Raw genomic sequence first — 18,852 nt, 5'->3', positions numbered from 1 at the left:
AATGTAAAAGTATTTATTTATTATTATTTAATAATAATGTTTTAACGATTTTCATATCGTCAAAAAAATAACGTTTTCCTTTAATTTCCTGATAATTTTCATGTCCTTTTCCCGCTATAAGAATAATATCTTTTTTTTTTGCAATTTGAATTGCTGTTTCGATCGCTTTTTTTCTGTTTATAACAGTTATAATAGAAGAAGAATACTCTTTTTTATAGGATCGAAATTTTTTCATCTCTGTTAAGATTTTATTTGGATCCTCTTCTCTAGGATTATCTGATGTAAAAATAGATCTATCACATGTTTCATAAACTATTCGCCCCATTAAAGAACGTTTTTCTCTATCTCTATTTCCTCCACACCCTATCACGCAAATTAATTTTTCATCTTTTTTTTTCATTTTTTTAATAGTCTTTAAAACTGTTTTTAATCCACCTGGATTATGAGCGTAATCAATAATTATCCGTATCCCTGAATAAGATAAAAATTGTTCGAAACGTCCTTTTATAGGTTGTACTTTTTTTATCTTTTTCAAGATTTCATGTTTTTTCTTCCCCAATAGGATAGCTGTAACGTAACTTGCTAATAAGTTATAAACATTAAATTCTCCTATTAAACAGGTTAAAAAAGCCTGCCCATTATTAATAAGTAACTTGTTCCCATTCCCATTTCTTTCTAAAATTTTGATATTGTAATCTGCTTTTTTCTTTATTCCATATGAATAGGTTTTAGCCAAAATATTTTTTATGATTTTATGTGAATTCTGATCATCTGAGTTTATCAGAGCAAAAGCATCTTGATGCAAAAAATTTGAAAAAAAATATCTTTTAGTTGATAAATAATTCTCAAAAGATTCATGATAATCTAAGTGGTCATGTGTTATATTAGTAAATACTCCACCTGAAAATAATAATCCATCAATTCTTTTTTGATGAATTCCATGTGAACTGACTTCCATAAATGCATATTTACATTTTTTTTGTATCGAAAGGTTTAAATATTTATTAATTTCAATAATATCAGGTGTTGTATGAATAGTCGGAAATTCGTCTAATAAAATTTTTATCCCCATGGTAGAAATCAGAATAGACTTTTCTCCCATTTCATAAAACAATTGATGGAGGATAGTAGCAACAGAAGTTTTTCCATTTGTTCCAGTAATTCCTACTAATTTTATTTTTCTAGTAGGATTATCATAAAAATTAGAAGAAAGAATTCCTAAAGAATCCGTTGAATTTGGAACAACTATATAAGTTATTTCCTTATGATCATGAATAAGGGGAAGGGAGGTGTGTATTTTTTCGCAAATTATAGTATTTGCACCTTTTTGTATCGCCTCCATAATAAATTGATGGCCGTCTATTTTTTTCCCTTTTCTGGCTAAAAAAATCATATTTTTTTTTACTGTTTTAGAATCCATAGAAATCCCTTCTATCAATTTTGAAGTCTGTCCTATTATTTTTGAGATATGTATTTTTTTTAAAATATGTTTTAATATTTTTTTCATTCTTCTAGTTCAAGAGATATAACTTGATTTCTTTTCAATTTATTTCCTGGTTTTACTGACTGACTAATAACTTTTCCTATTCCTTTATATTTGATAGAGAACCCTTTATTTTCTAAAATAGGAATAATTTCTTTTCCAGGAACAGAAATGAGATTCGGCATAATTCCTTTGTCAAGAAAATAGGGTTTTGATTCCTTAATTTTTTTTATAAAATTAATATTCGATTTATTTGTCTTGAAAAAGTTTTTCTTTTTTTCTCTTGTATAGATATATCTAGCTATTGTATCGAATACAGGAACTGCAACTTCTATTCCATAATATCCTTTTTCTGGTTTTGAAATAACAACAATACAGGAATATTTTGGATTTTTAGCAGGAAAATATCCTACAAAAGAACTATTGTAAGTTGTTGTTAAAAATCTTTTTTTCCAATAATTTAATTGTGTTGTTCCAGTTTTTCCTGCATAAGGATACTCTGGATTATAATATTTTTTAGCTGTTCCATTTTTTACAACTCCTTCTAACATGTTTCTAACTTTTTTTAAAGAGGTTTCTGTTGCGATAGAAGGATTTATAACTATAGGGTTTGTATACTTTTTTATACTTTTTCCATGGAATTTAATTTCTCTAATAAAAAGAGGTTTTATCATTTTCCCTTTGTTGGCGATAGCATTATAAAAAGTGAGTATTTGCAAAGGAGTTAATTTGATGTTATATCCAAAAGTCATCCATGGTAATGTTATTTCGCTCCAATTTTTATTTCCAGGATTGGGGATAAAAGGATCACTTTCTCCTGGAATATCTATTCCTATTTTTTTATTTAATTTCCATCTGTACAAATGTTTCATAAATTCTTTTGGATTTTTTTCGTAATGTTCATAAATAATTTTTGCTATTCCTACATTGGAGGACCGTTCTAAAATTTGTTTTGGATTCATTTTTTTATCTCCTCTATAATGACTGTCTCGAATCTCTTTTCCTTTCAATTTAAAAACTCCCCCTTCTGTATTTACAATCATGTTGACATCTATTTTTTTGTCCTCTAAAGCTGCAAGAAGGGACATAGTCTTGAAAGTAGATCCAGGCTCATTTCCTTCCCATACAGCAAAGTTTCTTAAATCTTCATAAGTATTTTTTTTTGTTTTTTCCAAATTAATCATGACAGGTATTTTTCCACTTTTTACATCCATGAGAATAACACATCCATGTTCTGCACGAGAAATGAATAATTCTTTAAGTAATGCATGATAAGCTACATCTTGCAAAGATATGTCGAGAGTAGAATAAACATCTTTTCCATCTTCCGGATCTACTTGATTTCCTGAATTTAATGGTTTCCATATTTTATAACTAATACGTTGTTCTAATCTTATTCCATTTTTTCCTTTAAGATATTTACTAAAAGCTCCTTCCAACCCTGCCTTTCCTCTATGATCATCATATCCTAATGTTCTTTTTCCACCTACATTTTCGAATGTATGAATTCGGAATATTTTTTTTTCTGTAATCAAACCTCCTCGAATTTGTCCTTGATTGAATATGGGAAAACTTTGTAATCTTTTTAAATGTGTATAATCCAAATTCTTTACTAATAAGAAATATCTATTTCCCCTTTTCTTTTCGAATTGAAATCTTTCATAAAAAAAAGATTTTGGTTTTCTCAATAAACATTCCAAGGAATCACATAAAAAAGAAATATTATCTTGAAATAATTTTTCTTTTATAGATCTAAAGTCTATATAAATATCATACTTTATGATAGACATAGCTATAATACTATTATCTGAAGCATAAATATTTCCACGTTTTGCCCTAATTAAATTGGTTCTAATAACAAATCTTTTATCTATTGACGTATTTTGAATCTGGAATAAGTTGAAAATAATTCGTACTGCAATACATATGAATAAAAAACCAATTAAATAAGATTTATATAATAAAATATGTCTTTTGTCTTTCATCTGTCTTTCATCATTTTGTTTTAAAATCCCTATTTTGTTTTTCTTCTAAAATTAATTCATATGGAGGTTCTTCTAAATGTTTTAATCCCTTAACTAATTTATTTAGAACAGATGCTAATTGCATTTGCATACATTGACTATGTAAATCTGCGTATATAGATTTTAATTCTTTGATTTCTTCGCTCATCTGAGTCAACTTTTTTATTTTTCTGTCCATGATATGAGAACTAGTAATACTTATTAAAGAAAGAAACGTAAGAAATATAATAAAACTCCAACTACGAGATGCATTTTCTTCAACTAAAAATTTTCCTTTCAGAATTTCTTTGATAGAAAAATTTCTTTTCATTTTTTTATTTTTTTTATTTTTTTAAAAAAATTACATACAGAAAATTTATAATTTTTCAGCAATTCTTAACCCAGCACTTCTAGATCTTGGATTATTTTTAATTTCTAAATGGTTTGGTCTGATGACTTTTTTATGTATCATTTTGAATGGAATCATATTTTTCTTATTTACGATATATCCTTTTCTTTGATTTAAAATTCCTGTTTTAAAAAAATATTTTATGATCCTATCCTCTACTGAATGATATGAAATCATTGCTATTCTTCCTCCTGGAAGTAGGAGATTAGAAGATTCTATCAAGAAATCTTTTAAAAAATTTATTTCATTATTGACTTCTATTCGTATAGATTGGAAAATTCTTGCAAAGAATCTTCTTTTTTTTTCAAAAGATACTTTTTTTAAAAAAAAAATATTCATTAAATCAGATGTAGTTTTAATAGGTTGTTTAAAACGTTTTTTTAATATTTTTTCAACAATTCTTCTTGCGTTTCTAAATTCGCCATATTCAGAAAACATATGAAATAATTTATTTTTTGAATATTTATTCAAAACATATTGAGCGGAATAAATATCATTTTGATTCATTCTCATATCCAAAATACAGTTCTTTAATCTATAAGAAAATCCTCTCATAGGATTCTCTATTTGATGAGAAGAAATTCCTAAATCAGCTAATATTCCTGATACTTTTTTAATATGATAGCGATTCAGTATACGTTTAATGTAAATAAAATTCTCGTGAAATAAATGAAATCGTTTATCCTTTATAAGGTTTTTTTTGATTGCTTCTTGATCCTTGTCTAAAGCAATTAAAGTCGCTTTTCTATCTAATTTTTTTAAAAGAGCAGAAGAGTGTCCACCTCCACCAAATGTGACATCTACATAAATTCCATTCTGATCTGTAATCAAATTCTCTATGCTTTCTTTTAAAAGAACTGGATTGTGGGAAAAATAATGTTGTAAATTCATTTTTTTTGTTTCTTTTTTTTTAATAGATTCTTGAGTATGAGTACTAAATTATACTTTATCACTTTTTATAATCATTTGATTAAATTTTTACAAAAAAAATGAAATTTTATTTAATAAAAAAAGATAACTACTCTAAAGCAAGAGCTGGAATAATAGAAACAGATCATGGAAAAATAGAAACTCCAGTTTTTATGCCCGTAGCTTCAAAAGGAAGTGTAAAATCTATTCCCCAACATGAACTGTATAATGTAGGATTTAAGATCATTCTTGGAAATACATTTCATTTATATTTTCGTCCTGGTATTGAAATATTACATCATGCAGGAGGACTTCATGCATTTATGAATTGGAAAGAATCTATTTTAACAGATAGTGGTGGATTTCAAATTTACTCTATGAAAAAGTTGAATAAAATAACGGAAGATGGAGTGATGTTTAAATCTCTTATAGATGGATCTTTTCATTTTTTATCTCCCGAAATCTCTATGAAAATCCAACGGTTTATAGGAGGAGATATGATTCTGGCTTTTGACGATTGCCCCCCTTTTCCTTGCAGTTATAGTTATGCAAAATCATCTCTAAAAAAAACACACAGTTGGTTAAAAAAATGTTCTTCTTTCTTAAAAAAGAATCCCGAAAAATATAGGTATAAACAAAATTTTTTTCCTATAGTTCAAGGAAGTATTTATCCTGATCTAAGAAAGTATTCTGCGGAAGAAATTTCTGACTTAAAAGATTCTGAAGGAAATGCAATAGGAGGATTAAGTTTAGGAGAAGAAAAAAAAAGAACACAAGACATCATTGATATAGTGACAGATATTTTACCTAAAGAAAAACCAAGATATTTAATGGGAGTCGGAAATCCTGAAGAAATTTTAGAAGGAATTGCACTTGGAATTGATATGTTTGATTGCGTTATTCCTACAAGGAATGGACGGCACGGAATGTTATTTACATGGGGAGGGGTAATTAATATTAAAAATAAAAAATGGGAAAAAGATTTTTCTTGTTTAGATGAATTTGGAAATTCTTATGTAGATAAATCATATAGTAAATCTTATGTCAGACATCTCTTTTATTCCAGAGAAGATTTAGCAAAACAAATAGTTTCTTTACATAACCTTTCTTTTTATTTCAATTTAATGAAAAAAGCAAGGAATCATATTCTGAAAGAAACTTTTTTTTCTTGGAAAAAATCAATCATTCCTTCTCTAAAAAAACGTTTATAATAAATGAAAATATTAGATCGTTATATCATTCTTAATGTTCTTGTTACCTTTCTATTTATTCTGATAGGAGGTCAAATATTATCCGTAGTTATTGATATAACTCAACGTATGCACAGATTAGAAAACAATCAAGGATCAATTAAAGAAGCTGTAATCCGTTATTATCCATATTGGTCGATATGGTTTGCCAATACTTTTTCTCCCATTTCCGTTTTTTTATCCGTTATTTTTTTTACGTCAAGATTAACAAATAATTCAGAAATTATTGCTATTCTAGGAAGTGGAATTAGTTTTAAAAGAATGACCATCCCTTATTTGATCTCATCTTCCATTATAGGAATGAGTAGTTTTACAATTAATCATTCTTTTTTACCTTTAGCTAACAAAAAGAAAAATAAATTCCATTACCAATATTTGTTAAGTTCAAGATATAAGAATAAATATGAAAACAATCAGACGATCAGTACTCAAATATCTAAAAATGAATATATTTTTATTCGAAATTTTTCAAGAAAAAAAAATATAGGAGATGAATTTGTTTATCAAAAATTTAATGGAAAGAAACTGGCATATATTTTAAAGTCAAAAAATATATTTTGGTCAAAAAAAAATCATATATATATATTATATGATTATAGTGAAACCTATATAAAAAAAAATAAAGACCTATTTTTTAGAGGAATTTATATGAATAAAAATTTTTTTCTCTCTCCAGAAGAGCTTTTACCGGAAGAATATATAGCAGAAACAATGACCAGTTCTGAACTAAAAAAATTTATAGAAATAGAAAAAAAAAGAGGATCCAAAAATATAAATATTCATTTGAATGAATATTATCAAAGAATAAGTTTACCTTTTTCTAATTTTATATTTACTCTTTTAGGATTATCTATTGCATCAAAAAAGAAAAAAGGAGGAATAGAAAAAAATCTAGTAATTGGAATTATCTTAGCTTTTTTATATCTATTTTCCATAGAATTTACGAAAGTCTATTCCACAAAAGATTATTTACCTCCTTATTTATCTGTTTGGATCCCGAATGGAATTTTTGGAATAATCACAATTCTTCTTTATTGGAACAGGAACAGAAGTTTAGATTTCTAATCTATTTCAAATAGAACTATATAAACTTCACCATTTTTTTTAATGTATTTTACGGGGACATCTCCTGAATGTTTTTTTATTAATAAACTATGTAATACACTATTTATATCGCTAGGTTTTTCCATTTTTTCTCCATTGAGAGATAAGATAATATCTCCTTCTTCTATTCCAATACCACTCAAACGACCCGATTTTTTTATTTCTTTGACTCGAATTCCATAATCAATTCCTAAATATTTTCTCTTTTTTTTTTCAATAGATTCAAAAGTTGCACCTAGTAATTCAGATGGATCCATATCTTCTTTTCTTATAATCTTTTTTCTTCCTTGTCTATCTCTTAGAATTACGTTAAAATCTTTTCTTTTTCCATTACGGAGAATATTTATTTTGATTTGATCTCCTGGATGTTTTGTGCCAACTATAAATGATAAATCAGCAATGTTTTGTATTGACTTTCCGTCTATCCTTTTGATAATATCTCCTTTTTGAATTCCTGCATTATAAGCTCCGCTTCCAGGAAGAACTTCTCCAATTAAGAACCCTTTTTGCTGTTTTATGTTTGTATGCGTTTTATGATTATAAGCTTTTAAATATTCAGACTTAGAAAGATCCATTCCTTTGACTCCTAAAAAGGCACGTTGTACAGTTCCATATTTTTTTATATCTTGTATTACTTTTCCCACTAAATTGGAAGGAGCGGCAAAACTATATCCTATAAAATTTCCTGTAACTGAAGAGATAGCAGTATTAATTCCAATTAATTCTCCATTTGTGTTTACCAATGCACCCCCACTATTTCCAGGATTCACTGCAGCATCCGTTTGAAAAAACGATTCTATAGCTGCTTGATTTTCTCCTCTTAAAATTCCCAAACTTCTGTTTTTTGCACTTATAATTCCAGCAGTAACAGTGGAATTCAAATCAAAAGGATTTCCTATAGCCAAAACCCATTCTCCTACTTTTACTTGATTAGAATCAGAAAAATAAATAAAGGGTAAATTTTTTTCATTTATTTTTAACAATGCTATATCAGTGCTAGGATCTGTTCCCATTAGTTTTGCTCTATAAGATCTTTGATCATTGAGAGTAATCTCGATTTTTTCTGCATGTTTAATAACATGATTATTGGTAACAATGTATCCATCAGGAGATATAATTACTCCAGATCCATGAAGACCAATAAAATCGTTTTTTTGAGGAATTCTTCCTTTTTCTAAATCATCAGGAAATCCAAAAAAAAAGTCGAATGGATCTAATTTATTGTTTCCTCCAACTCCTCCAATATTTCTAGAGTAATTTTTTACATTGACTACTGCATGGATTGTTTTTTCTACTACTCTAGTAAAATCAGGTAATCCTGAAGAATCAACTAATGCTGATGATGCCCGTTTTTTCCTTGGATAAACTTCATATGAAGGAGAAAGAAAGGATTTAGCATATTTTTTGTATGCTGCGATACTTCCCAATGAACTTATAATACTGCTAATCAAAATATAAAAAACTATTTTCTTCATAATAATAGAACATGAAAAGTTTTTTTTCAGTATGCACAAAAATATATAAAAATTTAATGAATTTTAAAATTCAACTTTTTTAAAAAAAAATAATAGTAACTTCGTTTTTTTCTTATTCAGATTATGAAATGAAAATAGATTTTTTAAAGTTTCAAGGAACTGGAAATGATTTCATTTTGATAGATATTCGAAACAATAAAATACAGGAAAAAAATCATTTCTTTATGAAAAAATTGTGTGATAGACATTTTGGAATTGGCGCAGATGGAATCATTTTCATTCAAAATGATTCCAAAAGTGATTTTTATATGAAGTATTATAATTCTGACGGAAAAGAAAGTACAATGTGTGGGAATGGGGGGCGTTGTGCCGTTTCTTTTTCAAAGAAATTAAAAATTCCGAAAGGAAATGAAATCTATTTTAGAGCTGTAGATGGATATCATTATGGAATAATTCAAAATAAGGATTTAGTTTCATTGAAATTAATTGATGTAAATAAAAATATGATAAAAGTTAATTCTAATCATGTCTTTTTAAATACAGGATCTCCACATCATATTTTTTTTGTAGAAAAAGACATCAAAAAAATAGATGTTTACAAAAAAGGTAGAATGATACGATTTCAGAAGCATTATTCTAAAATAGGTGGGGTAAATGTTAATTTTGTAAAAGTACTTAATTCTAATACTTTAGAAGTTAGAACCTATGAAAGAGGTGTAGAAAACGAAACTTTATCCTGTGGAACTGGAGTTGTAGCATCTGTAATTGCAGCATATGAAATGGAGAGAATTCAGTTTAAAAAAAATATTAATAGTAGTAGCAGCGGGATATCTAATTCTTTTTTAGTACAGACTTTGGGAGGAAAATTATGGGTTTCATTTAAAAAAATACAGAATGAATATAAAGAAATTTATTTGACTGGTTCTGTTCAATTTATATTTGAAGGATGTATCATTGTTTGATTTGTAATATAAAAAAATATGAAAGAAAAAAATTTTTATTCAATAAGTGAAGTTTCTATGAAATTTCTTGAAATCTATTTGAATACTTTCTCTCCAGCAGGAGATGAAAATAAAGGACAAGAAGTGTGGAAAAAATACATCAGTCCTTATGTAGAAAAAATAGAAACTGATTTATATGGAACAGTTGTAGGAATCATAAATCCGAGTTCTTCATATAAATTAATTATAGAAGCACATGCTGATGAAATCTCTTGGTATGTGAATTATATCACGGAAAATGGAATAATTTATGTCTCTCGTAATGGAGGATCAGATCATCAGATAGCTCCATCTAAACGAGTCATTATCCATACAGAAAATGGATATGTAGATGGAGTTTTTGGTTGGCCAGCTATTCATACAAGAAAATCTTCAGATGAAAAAAAACCTAATATTGATAATATATTTGTAGATATAGGAGCTTTTGATAAAAGAGAAGTAGAAAAAATGGGTGTTCATGTAGGTTGTCTGATTACTTATCCTGATAAATTTTTTCTTATGAATAAAAATTATTTTGTATGCAGAGCATTAGATAATAAAATAGGTGGATTTATAATTGCTGAAGTGGCAAAAATGATAAAGAAATATAGAGAAAATTTTGAATTTGGTTTGTATTTTGTGAATTCTGTTCAAGAAGAAATTGGTTTAAAAGGAGCTAAAATGATTTCTAATGCTATTAAACCTAATATGGTTATAGTTACGGATGTCACACATGATACTTCTACTCCTATGGTTGATAAAAAAGTACTAGGAGATATTAGATGTGGAAAAGGACCTGTTATTGTATATGCTCCTTCAATACAAAAAGACCTTAGAGAGCTTATTATACATACTGCTAAAAGTAAAAAAATATATTTTCAACGTTTAGTTTCATCTAGATCTACTGGAACAGATGCAGATGCTTTTGCTTATTCAAATAAGGGAGTTGTATCCTCTTTAATTTCTATTCCTCTTAGATATATGCACACTACAGTAGAAATGGTACACAAAAAAGACGTAGAGAAAACTGTACAATTAATTTTTGAAACTTTAAAAGAGATTAACTCAAAACGTAAAAATAAAAATTGATCACTTTTTGAATCGGAAATGAATGATATCTCCATCTTGAAGGATAGAATTTTTTCCTGATAAAAACATTTTACCTTCCTTTTTCGCTTTTTCTAAAGATTCATGTTGAATAAAATCTTTATAATGAACTACTTCTGCAAAAAGAAATCCTTTTTTGAAATCTGTATGAATGATAGAAGAAGCTTGGTAAGCGGTATAGTTATTTGGAATAGCCCATCCGCAAATTTCTTCTTTTCCTATTGTAAAAAAAGTTTTTAAATTCAACAGTTTGTATGCTTCTTTTATCAACTTATTAATTCCAGATTCTGTGTTAATAAAATAATTCTTTTTGGATTCTTTTTTTAGTGATAAAACTATTGTCTTCGATTTTTCTTTTTCTCCTATTTTTTTTATCATGGAAGAATGATTCTCTTTTTCATTTTCATTTTTTACATTACATACATAAATAACAGGTTTTACGGTTAATAAATGTAAATCTTTTATGTATTCTTTTTCATTTTTTTTAAATGGAAACATTCTAATATTTTTTCCTTTTTCTAAAAAAGAAATAATTTTTTTCAATAACATTGAAGATTTATTATTTATATTTTTATTTCTTTTCAAGATTTTTTCTATTGTTTCAAAATCTTTTAACTGTAATTCTAAATCTAGAATCTCTTTATCACGAATGGGATTTATAGATCCCTCCATGTGAAGAACACTTGCATCATCGAAAAAACGGATCATATGAATAATGACATTCGTTTCCCGAATATGAGATAAAAATTTATTTCCTAATCCATCTCCTTTATGTGATCCTTTAATTAATCCAGCAATATCTACAATTTTTATTTTGTATGGAATTACTTTCATTGGATTAATAATTTTCTTTAGTTCATATAATCTTTTATCTGGAACATTTGTAATTCCATAATTGGGTTCTATGGTACAAAAAGGAAAATTTTCTGATAAAGCTTTATTAGAATTAGAAAGTAGGTTAAAAAGTGTTGATTTACCGATATTTGGAAGCCCAACAATTCCGCATTTCATATCATATAACCTGTTTTTGGGTTTATTTTTTTCATTATCTTAATAATCTAAAGTTAAAGAATATAAGAATATCAATTTTCTCTTGATAAGAAAAGGTAAAAATATAAGAAAATATGAAAAAAAAGAAATGCCATTTTTGGAACATATTGAAGAGTTAAGAACTCATGTGATTCATAGCCTATTCGCGATTATTATCGCGACTATTTTTTTGATGAACAATAAATCTATTGTATTCGATGATATTCTTTTTGGTCCTGCAAAAACAGATTTTATTACGTATCGAATTTTTTCGAAACTAGAAAATTTTTTTTACAAAAAAAAAACCGTTTCTTTTTTGAAAAAAAAACTGGAAATCCAAAATAGAAAAATATTCGGTCAATTTAATATGTACATATGGACTTGTTTCATAGGAGGAATTATTTTGTCTTTTCCTTATATTTTTTACGAATTTTGGAAATTCATAAGACCTGCACTTTCTGAAAATGAAAAAAAATATTCTAGACAAATTATTACAACGGTTACCTTACTTTTTTTATTAGGAGTTCTTTTCGGATATTTTATATTATGTCCATTTTTAATTCATTTTGGATATTCTTTTAGAATCAGTTCATTTCCAAAGAATATATTTGATTTGTCAGATTATATCTCATTGATAATGCATTCTATATTATCTATGGGAATCACTTTCTTATTTCCAATATTTATCTATTTTTTAACGAAAATAGAATTGTTATCTTATTCTTTTTTAAAAAAATATAGAAAACATGCTTTTTTTATCATGTTAATTATTTCTTCTGCCATTACTCCTGGAGATATTCTAAGTACAATAATTGTTTTGATTCCTATGATGATTCTTTATCAACTAAGTATTTCTATTTCTTTCTCTCTATTCTACTCTAAAACAAAAAAAAAAGAAAAAAAAACCTCTTGATCAAGAGGTTTTTTTCTTACTTTGGAGTTTGAATCACAACTATATCAACACGTCTTCCTTTATCATTTTTTATACTCTTACATTTTACCAATCCTCTTATTTTCATTCTATAAGGAGAAATCCCTTTGGATTTCAAAGCTTCAAATACACATTTAGCTCTTTTCAGGGATAAAGCTTTATTGAAAGAATTTTTACCAGAATCATCTGTACATCCATTTATATAAAATTTAGAATGAGGAAGCCTTTTTGTCATAATTACAGCAATTTCATTAATAATGGATCTTGAATGAGAAGATAATGTCGGTTGACCAAACTTAAATAAAATAGGTTTTAAAATTATATTTTTATTAGATTTATTAGAAGAACTTATTTTTCTAGTTCTACTAGTAGTAGTTCTAGTAGTTCTAGTATCAGGACATCCATTAAATTTTTTTAATCCAAATTTTTTCGGGCACTTATCTTCATGATCAGGGATATTATCGGAATCTGTATCAGGACATCCATTAAATTTTTTTAATCCAAATTGATCAGGACAGAAATCATATTTATCTAAAATTCCATCTTGATCTTGATCTTGATCAAGAATCTCTTCACAGCAATTTGTATCCTTTTCTTCTTCTTCAGAATTCTCTTCAATAAGATTATTCTCTTTTTCTTCTTCTTCTTTTACTACTGTAGAATCAGAAGAAGAAACTCCTTTCTCTTTTTCTTCTTCTTCTTTTACTACTGTAGAATCAGAAGAAGAAACTCCTTTCTCTTTTTCTTTTTCTTCTTTTACTACTGTAGAATCAGAAGAAGAAACTCCTTTCTCTTTTTCTTCTTCTTCTTTTACTACTGTAGAATCAGAAGAATAAATTCCTTTCTCTTTTTTTTTGGAATGACTATTTCCAAAACGAAATACGAGTCCCATAGAATGGTCCCAAAAATTCAAAAAATCTTCTTTTGCTTCAGCAATAAAAGGAGTAGGAGTTGTGAGAATATGATTGTAAGTACTTTGAAGATTCACCCCAACATTAGAAACAACCCATAAATTCATTCCTACTCCTCCATCTAACAGAATAAAATGTTTTTGATTTAAATTATAATAATATGAATAATCTGAAACAGATACTTTTAATGCGCTATTTTCATAGTTAAATTGATGATATCCACCACCTAATATTAAATAAGGATCAATTCTATATTTAGGAAATAGATGAAGATTGATTCCAGGATTGAATTTTATAAAAAAAGAATCCATTATTTTCCATCTATTATTATCAACCATTCCTAATGTTCCATTAACATACAAACCTATGTTTTTAGTGAGATGATGTACAATTTCTATATCTGAAAAAAAAGGATTGAGACTATTATTTCTTTTATAAAAAAAATACCTAAATGGAGATTTAATAATAGGATAATAATTAACATCATGCGATCTTATTTTTATAGACCATTTATTCTGAGAATATTGAGATTGAGAAAAAACAAATGAAAAAAAAGCAAATAAAGTAATAATAAAAAAATTTACGTTTTTCATATCCTTTAAAATGTTTGAATATAAACAAATATATAGAATAGTAATTCTATTTCTGATCTTTTTTTTTGTGAATTTATTATTTCATGAATTTAATTCACGAAAAATATCTTTTTTTCTTATATATTCACGTTTATCGTAAACTTTTTTTCCTTTCGCTAAAACAATTTTTAATTTTACATATCCTTTATTATTTATAAATAATTTAGTGGGAATCACAGTAAGTCCTGGATCCTTTAATTTTTTTTCTATTCTTTTTAATTCTTTTTTATTTAATAATAATTTTCTTTCTCTTCTACTTTGATGATTCCAATTGGTTCCAAATTTGTATTCAGAGATATCCATGTTAATGGAATACAATTCTCCATTTTTTATCTGACAAAAACTTTCCGTAATATTAGCTTGATTTTGTCTTATAGCTTTAACTTCATGTCCAAGCAATTGTATACCAGCTACATATTCATCTAAAAAATTATATTTGAATTTCGATTTTCTGTTTAGGATACTCATAATTAATTGTTATTTTTGTGTTTTGATTTTTTATTAACAAAAAATTCATATGATTAAAAATATGAAAAAAATATCCAGTATAAAAACTAAAAAAAACAAATTCAAAAAAAAAATATATGAATATACGTGATTTAAAAGATTTATGTTCTCAAGTAAGAAGAGATATATTACGTATGGTAAATAATGCAAATTCTGGTCATCCTGGTGGATCATTAGGATGCACAGAATACTTGGTAGCTTTATATAAAGAAATCATGTATTTTAATCCAAAAAAATTTACTATGGATGGAGAAGGAGAAGATCTTTTTTTTCTGTCAAATGGTCATATCTCTCCTGTTTATTATAGTGTGTTAGCTCGTTCGGGTTTTTTTTCTGTAAAAGAATTATCAACTTTCAGAAAACTAAATTCTCGTTTACAAGGGCATCCTTCCATACATAGAGGACTCCCCGGAATCCGAATCTCTTCTGGATCCTTAGGTCAAGGAATGTCAGTAGCAATTGGGGCGGCCATATCAAAAAGATTGAATAAAGAATTTAATAGATTGATTTACAGCCTACATGGAGATGGAGAATTAAATGAAGGGCAAATATGGGAAGCTGTTTTATATGCAGGAGCAAATCATATAGATAATTATATAGCTACTGTAGATTATAATGGGGTACAAATAGATGGACCTACCGATCAAGTTCTTTCTCTTGGAAATCTTAAAAAAAAATTTGAATCTTTTAATTGGATAGTTTTAGAAGAATTAGGAGGAAACAATATAGAAAAAGTCATTAATATTTTAAAAAAAGCAAAAAATGAAACTGGAAAAAAAAAACCAGTTTTAATTATTTTATATACAAAAATGGGGTATGGAGTAGATTTTATGGAAGGAAATTATATATGGCATGGAAAATCTCCTAATCAAGAGGAATTAGAAAAAGCACTTTCTCAACTCCCTAAAACTCCTTTAGGAGATTACCCAATCTGATATCATAGAAAAAAAATAAGAATTATGAAACTATATGAAAATAAAGGATTAAAAGAAACTAGAGCAGGATTCGGAAATGCTTTGACTTTATTAGGTAGAAAAAATAAAAAAATTGTAGTATTATGTGCTGATTTGACTAGTTCATTATTTATGAAAAAATTTTCCAAAGAATTTCCTGAACGATTTTTTCAGATTGGAATTGCAGAAGCTAATATGATGTGCATTGCATCTGGACTTAGCATTGGAAAATATATTCCTTTTGCTGGAACATTCGCAAATTTTGCTACATCTCGCGTATATGATCAAATCCGTCAGTCTATAGCTTATTCACGAAAAAATGTAAAAATATGTGCTTCTCATTCTGGGTTAACCTTAGGTGAAGATGGAGCAACACATCAAAGTTTGGAAGATATAGGAATGATGAAAATGTTGCCTGGAATGACTGTTATTAACACTTGTGATTACAATCAAACTTATGCGGCAACTTTAGCTATTGCTGATTACTCTGGTCCCGTTTATTTACGTTTTGGACGTCCTTCTGTAGTTAATTTTACGGAAGAAAATCAAAAGTTTGAAATTGGAAAAGCGATTCTTTTAAAAAAAGGAAAAGATGTAACTATTATTAGCACAGGCCATTTGGTATGGGAATCTTTAGAAGCATCTAGAATATTATACGAAAAAAAAGGAATTAATTGTGAAGTTATTAATATTCATACAATAAAACCATTAGATGAAAAAACCATATTAAATTCTATTAAAAAAACAAAATGTGTTGTCACTGCAGAGGAACATAATTATTTAGGAGGATTAGGAGAAAGTATTTCTAGAATTATTACTACTAATAATAAAAAGTATCCTATTTATCAAAGTATAGTAGCAGTAAACGATACTTTTGGAGAAAGTGGAAAACCAATGGAATTATTAAGTAAATATAAAATAGATCGTGAATCAATCATAGATCATGTAAAAAGAATACTTAAAAAAAAAAACCTCTATAATAATAATTGAATTTGGAAATAAAAGATTTGCAAAAATTAGTTCATGATTGGATTCTTACCCATGGAATCCGTTATTTTAACGTATTAACTAACACTATTCTTTTATCTGAAGAAGTAGGTGAAGTTTCTAGAATTATTGCAAGAAACTATGGAGAACAATCTCCAAAAAAAAATTGCAAAAACAATGAAAATCTTGGTGAAGAATTATCGGATGTCTTATTTGTTTTGATTTGTTTGGCGAATCAAACTGGAATTAATTTAGAAGAGTCTTTTAAAAAAAAACTAAAAAAAAAGAAAATAAGAGATCATAAAAGACACCATGATAATGAAAAACTAAAATAAATTAATTAATATGTCTTCTTACATTACTATTCGGAAACTAAAAAAAAATTATTTATGTGGAGCCATATCTATAACAGGATCTAAAAGTATCTCGAATCGTCTTTTAATTTTAAAAGCTATTTATCCCGATGATATTCACATAGAAAATCTTTCCAATTGCCAGGATACAGAAGTTTTAAATAAAAGTTTAAATAGCATTCAAACATCTAATGTATTCAATATTCACCATGCTGGAACTGCTATGCGTTTTTTGACTTCTTATTTTTCTATACAAGAAGGAAAAGAAGTCATTTTGACAGGATCAAATAGAATGAAAGAAAGGCCGATATCCGGACTTGTAGATGCTTTAAAAAAATTAGGTTCAGAAATTTATTATTTAGAAAAAGTAGGATTTCCTCCAATAAAAATTATTGGAAAAAAAATTCTAGGAGGAAAAATTGATATTAATGCAAAAATTAGTAGTCAATATATTAGTTCTCTGATGTTAATAGCTAGTAAATTTGATACGGGACTTAAAATTTATTTAAAAGAAGAAATTACATCCATTCCATATATAAAAATGACTTTCGATTTATTAAATCAAGCAGGGATAAAAGTTTCTTGGAGTAAAAAAATTATTCATATTTTACCAGGAAAAGAAAAAGTAAAAAAATGTTTTTCTATAGAATCAGATTGGAGTTCAGCGTCTTATTACTATTCTATGGCTGCTATATCAAAAAAATGCAATATCACTTTAAAAACGTATAAAAATGAAAGTTTACAAGGGGATAAAGAAATCTCTTCCATTTATGAAAAATATTTTGGAATATCTACTCTTTTTAAAAAAAATCAAATTATACTGAATAAAAAGTTCAATTTTACTCCATTAAAATTTATTATTTTAGATCTAAATAAAACTCCAGACATTGCACAAACTATAGTTGTGACTTGTGCATCTCTGGGTGTTAAATGTCTGTTAAAAGGATTAGAAACATTGAAAATTAAAGAAACAGATAGATTACAAGCGTTAAAAAACGAACTACTCAAATTAGGTGTAAAAATACACATTACAAACTCTGATTTAGAAATCAGAGATTTTTTATCAAAAGAAATTAATTCATCTATTCGAATAAAAACTTATCAAGATCACAGAATGGCTATGTCTTTTTCTCCATTTGGATTGTGTCATTCTCTGAAAATTGAGGATCCAAATGTTGTAGAAAAATCATATCCTGATTTTTGGAAAGATTTGAAACATTTAGGATTTTCAATTCATTATTCTGATGATGAATAAAGTATTCTTCTTGCTGTAATAAATCTATTCTTCCAATATTTTTGATACAGTTGAGAAATAATTACTCCATTTGATGTAGAGGCATGAATAAAGAATATACTGTTGTGATTTTCTACATGCACTACCATTCCTACATGATTAATTTTTTTTTTAGACATTTCTGTAGAAAAAAATAAGAGATCTCCTTTTTCTATTTTTTTGGGGGGTACGAAAAATCCTTTTTTTGCTTGGTGGTAAGAGACACGTGGCAATAAAATTTTGTAAAAAGAAAAAATCTTTTTTATAAAGGCAGAACAATCTATTCCTTTTTTAGAATTTCCACCATATTTATATGGTGTATAGATATAATTTTTAGCTATCTGAATAATAGAATCAGTATCAGTTTTTTTAGGAATTTTTTTTTTAAAAAATTTCAAATCATTTTTTCCCTCATTGTACAATGATTTTTGTTTCTTTCTTCTAAAAGAAATCTTCTCATATTTTTTCTTATTATTATAATACTCTATATTTCCAAATAAATGAATAGAAAAAAAATGAAAGTAAAATAAGAAAAACAAAACAATTTTAGAATTCT

The 18,852-nt window shown here is 26.8% G+C and carries 18 protein-coding genes; 9 read left to right on the top strand and 9 right to left on the bottom strand.

Features of this window, described 5'->3' with window-relative positions; all coding sequences use genetic code 11:
- Positions 1-13: 13 nt before the first annotated feature.
- From H0H71_RS01240 to rsmH, 4 genes are read right to left on the bottom strand one after another with little or no spacing between them, the layout of a single operon-like run.
- A complete protein-coding gene (locus H0H71_RS01240; protein WP_185856395.1) occupies positions 14-1,507 on the bottom strand; it encodes a UDP-N-acetylmuramoyl-L-alanyl-D-glutamate--2,6-diaminopimelate ligase in 1,494 nt (497 codons plus the stop codon).
- Positions 1,504-3,468 carry a penicillin-binding protein gene (locus H0H71_RS01235; RefSeq protein ID WP_185856394.1) on the bottom strand — a complete coding sequence of 655 codons (1,965 nt, stop codon included), beginning with the start codon at positions 3,466-3,468 and terminating at the stop codon, positions 1,504-1,506. Before H0H71_RS01235 ends, H0H71_RS01240 begins: the two co-directional genes overlap by 4 nt.
- A gap of 10 nt (positions 3,469-3,478) precedes the next feature.
- Positions 3,479-3,817 carry an FtsL-like putative cell division protein gene (locus H0H71_RS01230; protein WP_185856393.1) on the bottom strand — a complete coding sequence of 113 codons (339 nt, stop codon included), beginning with the start codon at positions 3,815-3,817 and terminating at the stop codon, positions 3,479-3,481.
- A gap of 45 nt (positions 3,818-3,862) precedes the next feature.
- The gene (gene rsmH / locus H0H71_RS01225; RefSeq protein WP_185856392.1) at positions 3,863-4,786 is read right to left on the bottom strand and encodes a 16S rRNA (cytosine(1402)-N(4))-methyltransferase RsmH; all 924 of its coding nucleotides are present in this window, start codon (positions 4,784-4,786) and stop codon (positions 3,863-3,865) included.
- 98 nt (positions 4,787-4,884) lie between these two features.
- Here rsmH and tgt point away from each other — a divergent pair, with 98 nt between their 5' ends.
- Both tgt and H0H71_RS01215 read left to right on the top strand, forming a co-directional pair.
- Positions 4,885-6,015 carry a tRNA guanosine(34) transglycosylase Tgt gene (gene tgt / locus H0H71_RS01220; RefSeq protein WP_185856391.1) on the top strand — a complete coding sequence of 377 codons (1,131 nt, stop codon included), beginning with the start codon at positions 4,885-4,887 and terminating at the stop codon, positions 6,013-6,015.
- Positions 6,016-6,018: 3 nt separating this feature from the next.
- Positions 6,019-7,119, top strand: coding sequence for an LptF/LptG family permease (locus H0H71_RS01215; RefSeq protein ID WP_185856390.1), 1,101 nt, complete (start codon positions 6,019-6,021; stop codon positions 7,117-7,119).
- Here the strand turns inward: H0H71_RS01215 and H0H71_RS01210 are convergent.
- Positions 7,116-8,633, bottom strand: a complete 1,518-nt coding sequence (locus H0H71_RS01210) for a Do family serine endopeptidase (RefSeq protein ID WP_185856389.1) — start codon at positions 8,631-8,633, stop codon at positions 7,116-7,118. The two genes, H0H71_RS01215 and H0H71_RS01210, sit on opposite strands and share 4 nt — an antisense overlap.
- A gap of 128 nt (positions 8,634-8,761) precedes the next feature.
- Between H0H71_RS01210 and dapF the strand changes: the two genes are divergently transcribed.
- Together dapF and H0H71_RS01200 are read left to right on the top strand one after the other, a co-directional pair.
- Positions 8,762-9,595, top strand: a complete 834-nt coding sequence (gene dapF, locus H0H71_RS01205; protein ID WP_185856388.1) for a diaminopimelate epimerase — start codon at positions 8,762-8,764, stop codon at positions 9,593-9,595.
- A gap of 18 nt (positions 9,596-9,613) precedes the next feature.
- Positions 9,614-10,702, top strand: a complete 1,089-nt coding sequence (locus tag H0H71_RS01200; RefSeq protein ID WP_185856387.1) for a M42 family metallopeptidase — start codon at positions 9,614-9,616, stop codon at positions 10,700-10,702.
- Here the strand turns inward: H0H71_RS01200 and ychF are convergent, their stop codons facing one another.
- On the bottom strand, positions 10,703-11,731 hold the full coding sequence (gene ychF, locus H0H71_RS01195; protein ID WP_185856386.1) for a redox-regulated ATPase YchF: 1,029 nt from the start codon (positions 11,729-11,731) through the stop codon (positions 10,703-10,705).
- A gap of 127 nt (positions 11,732-11,858) precedes the next feature.
- Between ychF and tatC the strand changes: the two genes are divergently transcribed.
- Positions 11,859-12,662: a twin-arginine translocase subunit TatC gene (gene tatC / locus H0H71_RS01190; protein WP_185856475.1), complete on the top strand. Its 804-nt coding sequence runs from the start codon at positions 11,859-11,861 to the stop codon at positions 12,660-12,662.
- 16 nt (positions 12,663-12,678) lie between these two features.
- Here the strand turns inward: tatC and H0H71_RS01185 are convergent, their stop codons facing one another.
- Positions 12,679-14,184: an OmpA family protein gene (locus H0H71_RS01185; RefSeq protein WP_185856385.1), complete on the bottom strand. Its 1,506-nt coding sequence runs from the start codon at positions 14,182-14,184 to the stop codon at positions 12,679-12,681.
- An 81-nt stretch (positions 14,185-14,265) separates the two neighbouring features.
- Entirely contained in the window at positions 14,266-14,691 is a 426-nt protein-coding gene (gene smpB, locus H0H71_RS01180; protein WP_185856384.1) for an SsrA-binding protein SmpB, read from the bottom strand.
- 116 nt (positions 14,692-14,807) lie between these two features.
- Here smpB and H0H71_RS01175 point away from each other — a divergent pair, with 116 nt between their 5' ends.
- From H0H71_RS01175 to H0H71_RS01160, 4 genes are read left to right on the top strand one after another with little or no spacing between them, the layout of a single operon-like run.
- Entirely contained in the window at positions 14,808-15,665 is an 858-nt protein-coding gene (locus H0H71_RS01175) for a transketolase (protein ID WP_185856383.1), read from the top strand.
- A gap of 24 nt (positions 15,666-15,689) precedes the next feature.
- Complete coding sequence (locus H0H71_RS01170) at positions 15,690-16,673, top strand: transketolase family protein (RefSeq protein WP_185856382.1); 984 nt, start codon at positions 15,690-15,692, stop codon at positions 16,671-16,673.
- A 2-nt stretch (positions 16,674-16,675) separates the two neighbouring features.
- The gene (locus H0H71_RS01165; RefSeq protein WP_185856381.1) at positions 16,676-17,005 is read left to right on the top strand and encodes a nucleotide pyrophosphohydrolase; all 330 of its coding nucleotides are present in this window, start codon (positions 16,676-16,678) and stop codon (positions 17,003-17,005) included.
- A 10-nt stretch (positions 17,006-17,015) separates the two neighbouring features.
- Complete coding sequence (locus H0H71_RS01160; RefSeq protein ID WP_185856380.1) at positions 17,016-18,278, top strand: 3-phosphoshikimate 1-carboxyvinyltransferase; 1,263 nt, start codon at positions 17,016-17,018, stop codon at positions 18,276-18,278.
- Here H0H71_RS01160 and H0H71_RS01155 read toward each other — a convergent pair.
- Entirely contained in the window at positions 18,260-18,835 is a 576-nt protein-coding gene (locus tag H0H71_RS01155; RefSeq protein ID WP_238784467.1) for a C40 family peptidase, read from the bottom strand. The two genes, H0H71_RS01160 and H0H71_RS01155, sit on opposite strands and share 19 nt — an antisense overlap.
- Between the last annotated feature and the right edge of the window lie 17 nt (positions 18,836-18,852).

It is taken from the genome of Blattabacterium cuenoti (genome assembly GCF_014251375.1).
Classification (GTDB): Bacteria; Bacteroidota; Bacteroidia; order Flavobacteriales; family Blattabacteriaceae; genus Blattabacterium; species Blattabacterium cuenoti_K.
The sequence above is the reverse complement of the archived record's forward strand: the minus strand, read 5'-3'. Positions and strand labels throughout refer to the sequence as shown.

Coding starts and splice junctions, on each gene's coding strand:
- H0H71_RS01240 (WP_185856395.1), bottom strand. CDS start 1,507: ATGAAAAAAATATTAAAACATATTTTAAAAAAAATACATATCTCAAAA.
- H0H71_RS01235 (WP_185856394.1), bottom strand. CDS start 3,468: ATGAAAGACAAAAGACATATTTTATTATATAAATCTTATTTAATTGGT.
- H0H71_RS01230 (WP_185856393.1), bottom strand. CDS start 3,817: ATGAAAAGAAATTTTTCTATCAAAGAAATTCTGAAAGGAAAATTTTTA.
- rsmH (WP_185856392.1), bottom strand. CDS start 4,786: ATGAATTTACAACATTATTTTTCCCACAATCCAGTTCTTTTAAAAGAA.
- tgt (WP_185856391.1), top strand. CDS start 4,885: ATGAAATTTTATTTAATAAAAAAAGATAACTACTCTAAAGCAAGAGCT.
- H0H71_RS01215 (WP_185856390.1), top strand. CDS start 6,019: ATGAAAATATTAGATCGTTATATCATTCTTAATGTTCTTGTTACCTTT.
- H0H71_RS01210 (WP_185856389.1), bottom strand. CDS start 8,633: ATGAAGAAAATAGTTTTTTATATTTTGATTAGCAGTATTATAAGTTCA.
- dapF (WP_185856388.1), top strand. CDS start 8,762: ATGAAAATAGATTTTTTAAAGTTTCAAGGAACTGGAAATGATTTCATT.
- H0H71_RS01200 (WP_185856387.1), top strand. CDS start 9,614: ATGAAAGAAAAAAATTTTTATTCAATAAGTGAAGTTTCTATGAAATTT.
- ychF (WP_185856386.1), bottom strand. CDS start 11,731: ATGAAATGCGGAATTGTTGGGCTTCCAAATATCGGTAAATCAACACTT.
- tatC (WP_185856475.1), top strand. CDS start 11,859: ATGCCATTTTTGGAACATATTGAAGAGTTAAGAACTCATGTGATTCAT.
- H0H71_RS01185 (WP_185856385.1), bottom strand. CDS start 14,184: ATGAAAAACGTAAATTTTTTTATTATTACTTTATTTGCTTTTTTTTCA.
- smpB (WP_185856384.1), bottom strand. CDS start 14,691: ATGAGTATCCTAAACAGAAAATCGAAATTCAAATATAATTTTTTAGAT.
- H0H71_RS01175 (WP_185856383.1), top strand. CDS start 14,808: ATGAATATACGTGATTTAAAAGATTTATGTTCTCAAGTAAGAAGAGAT.
- H0H71_RS01170 (WP_185856382.1), top strand. CDS start 15,690: ATGAAACTATATGAAAATAAAGGATTAAAAGAAACTAGAGCAGGATTC.
- H0H71_RS01160 (WP_185856380.1), top strand. CDS start 17,016: ATGTCTTCTTACATTACTATTCGGAAACTAAAAAAAAATTATTTATGT.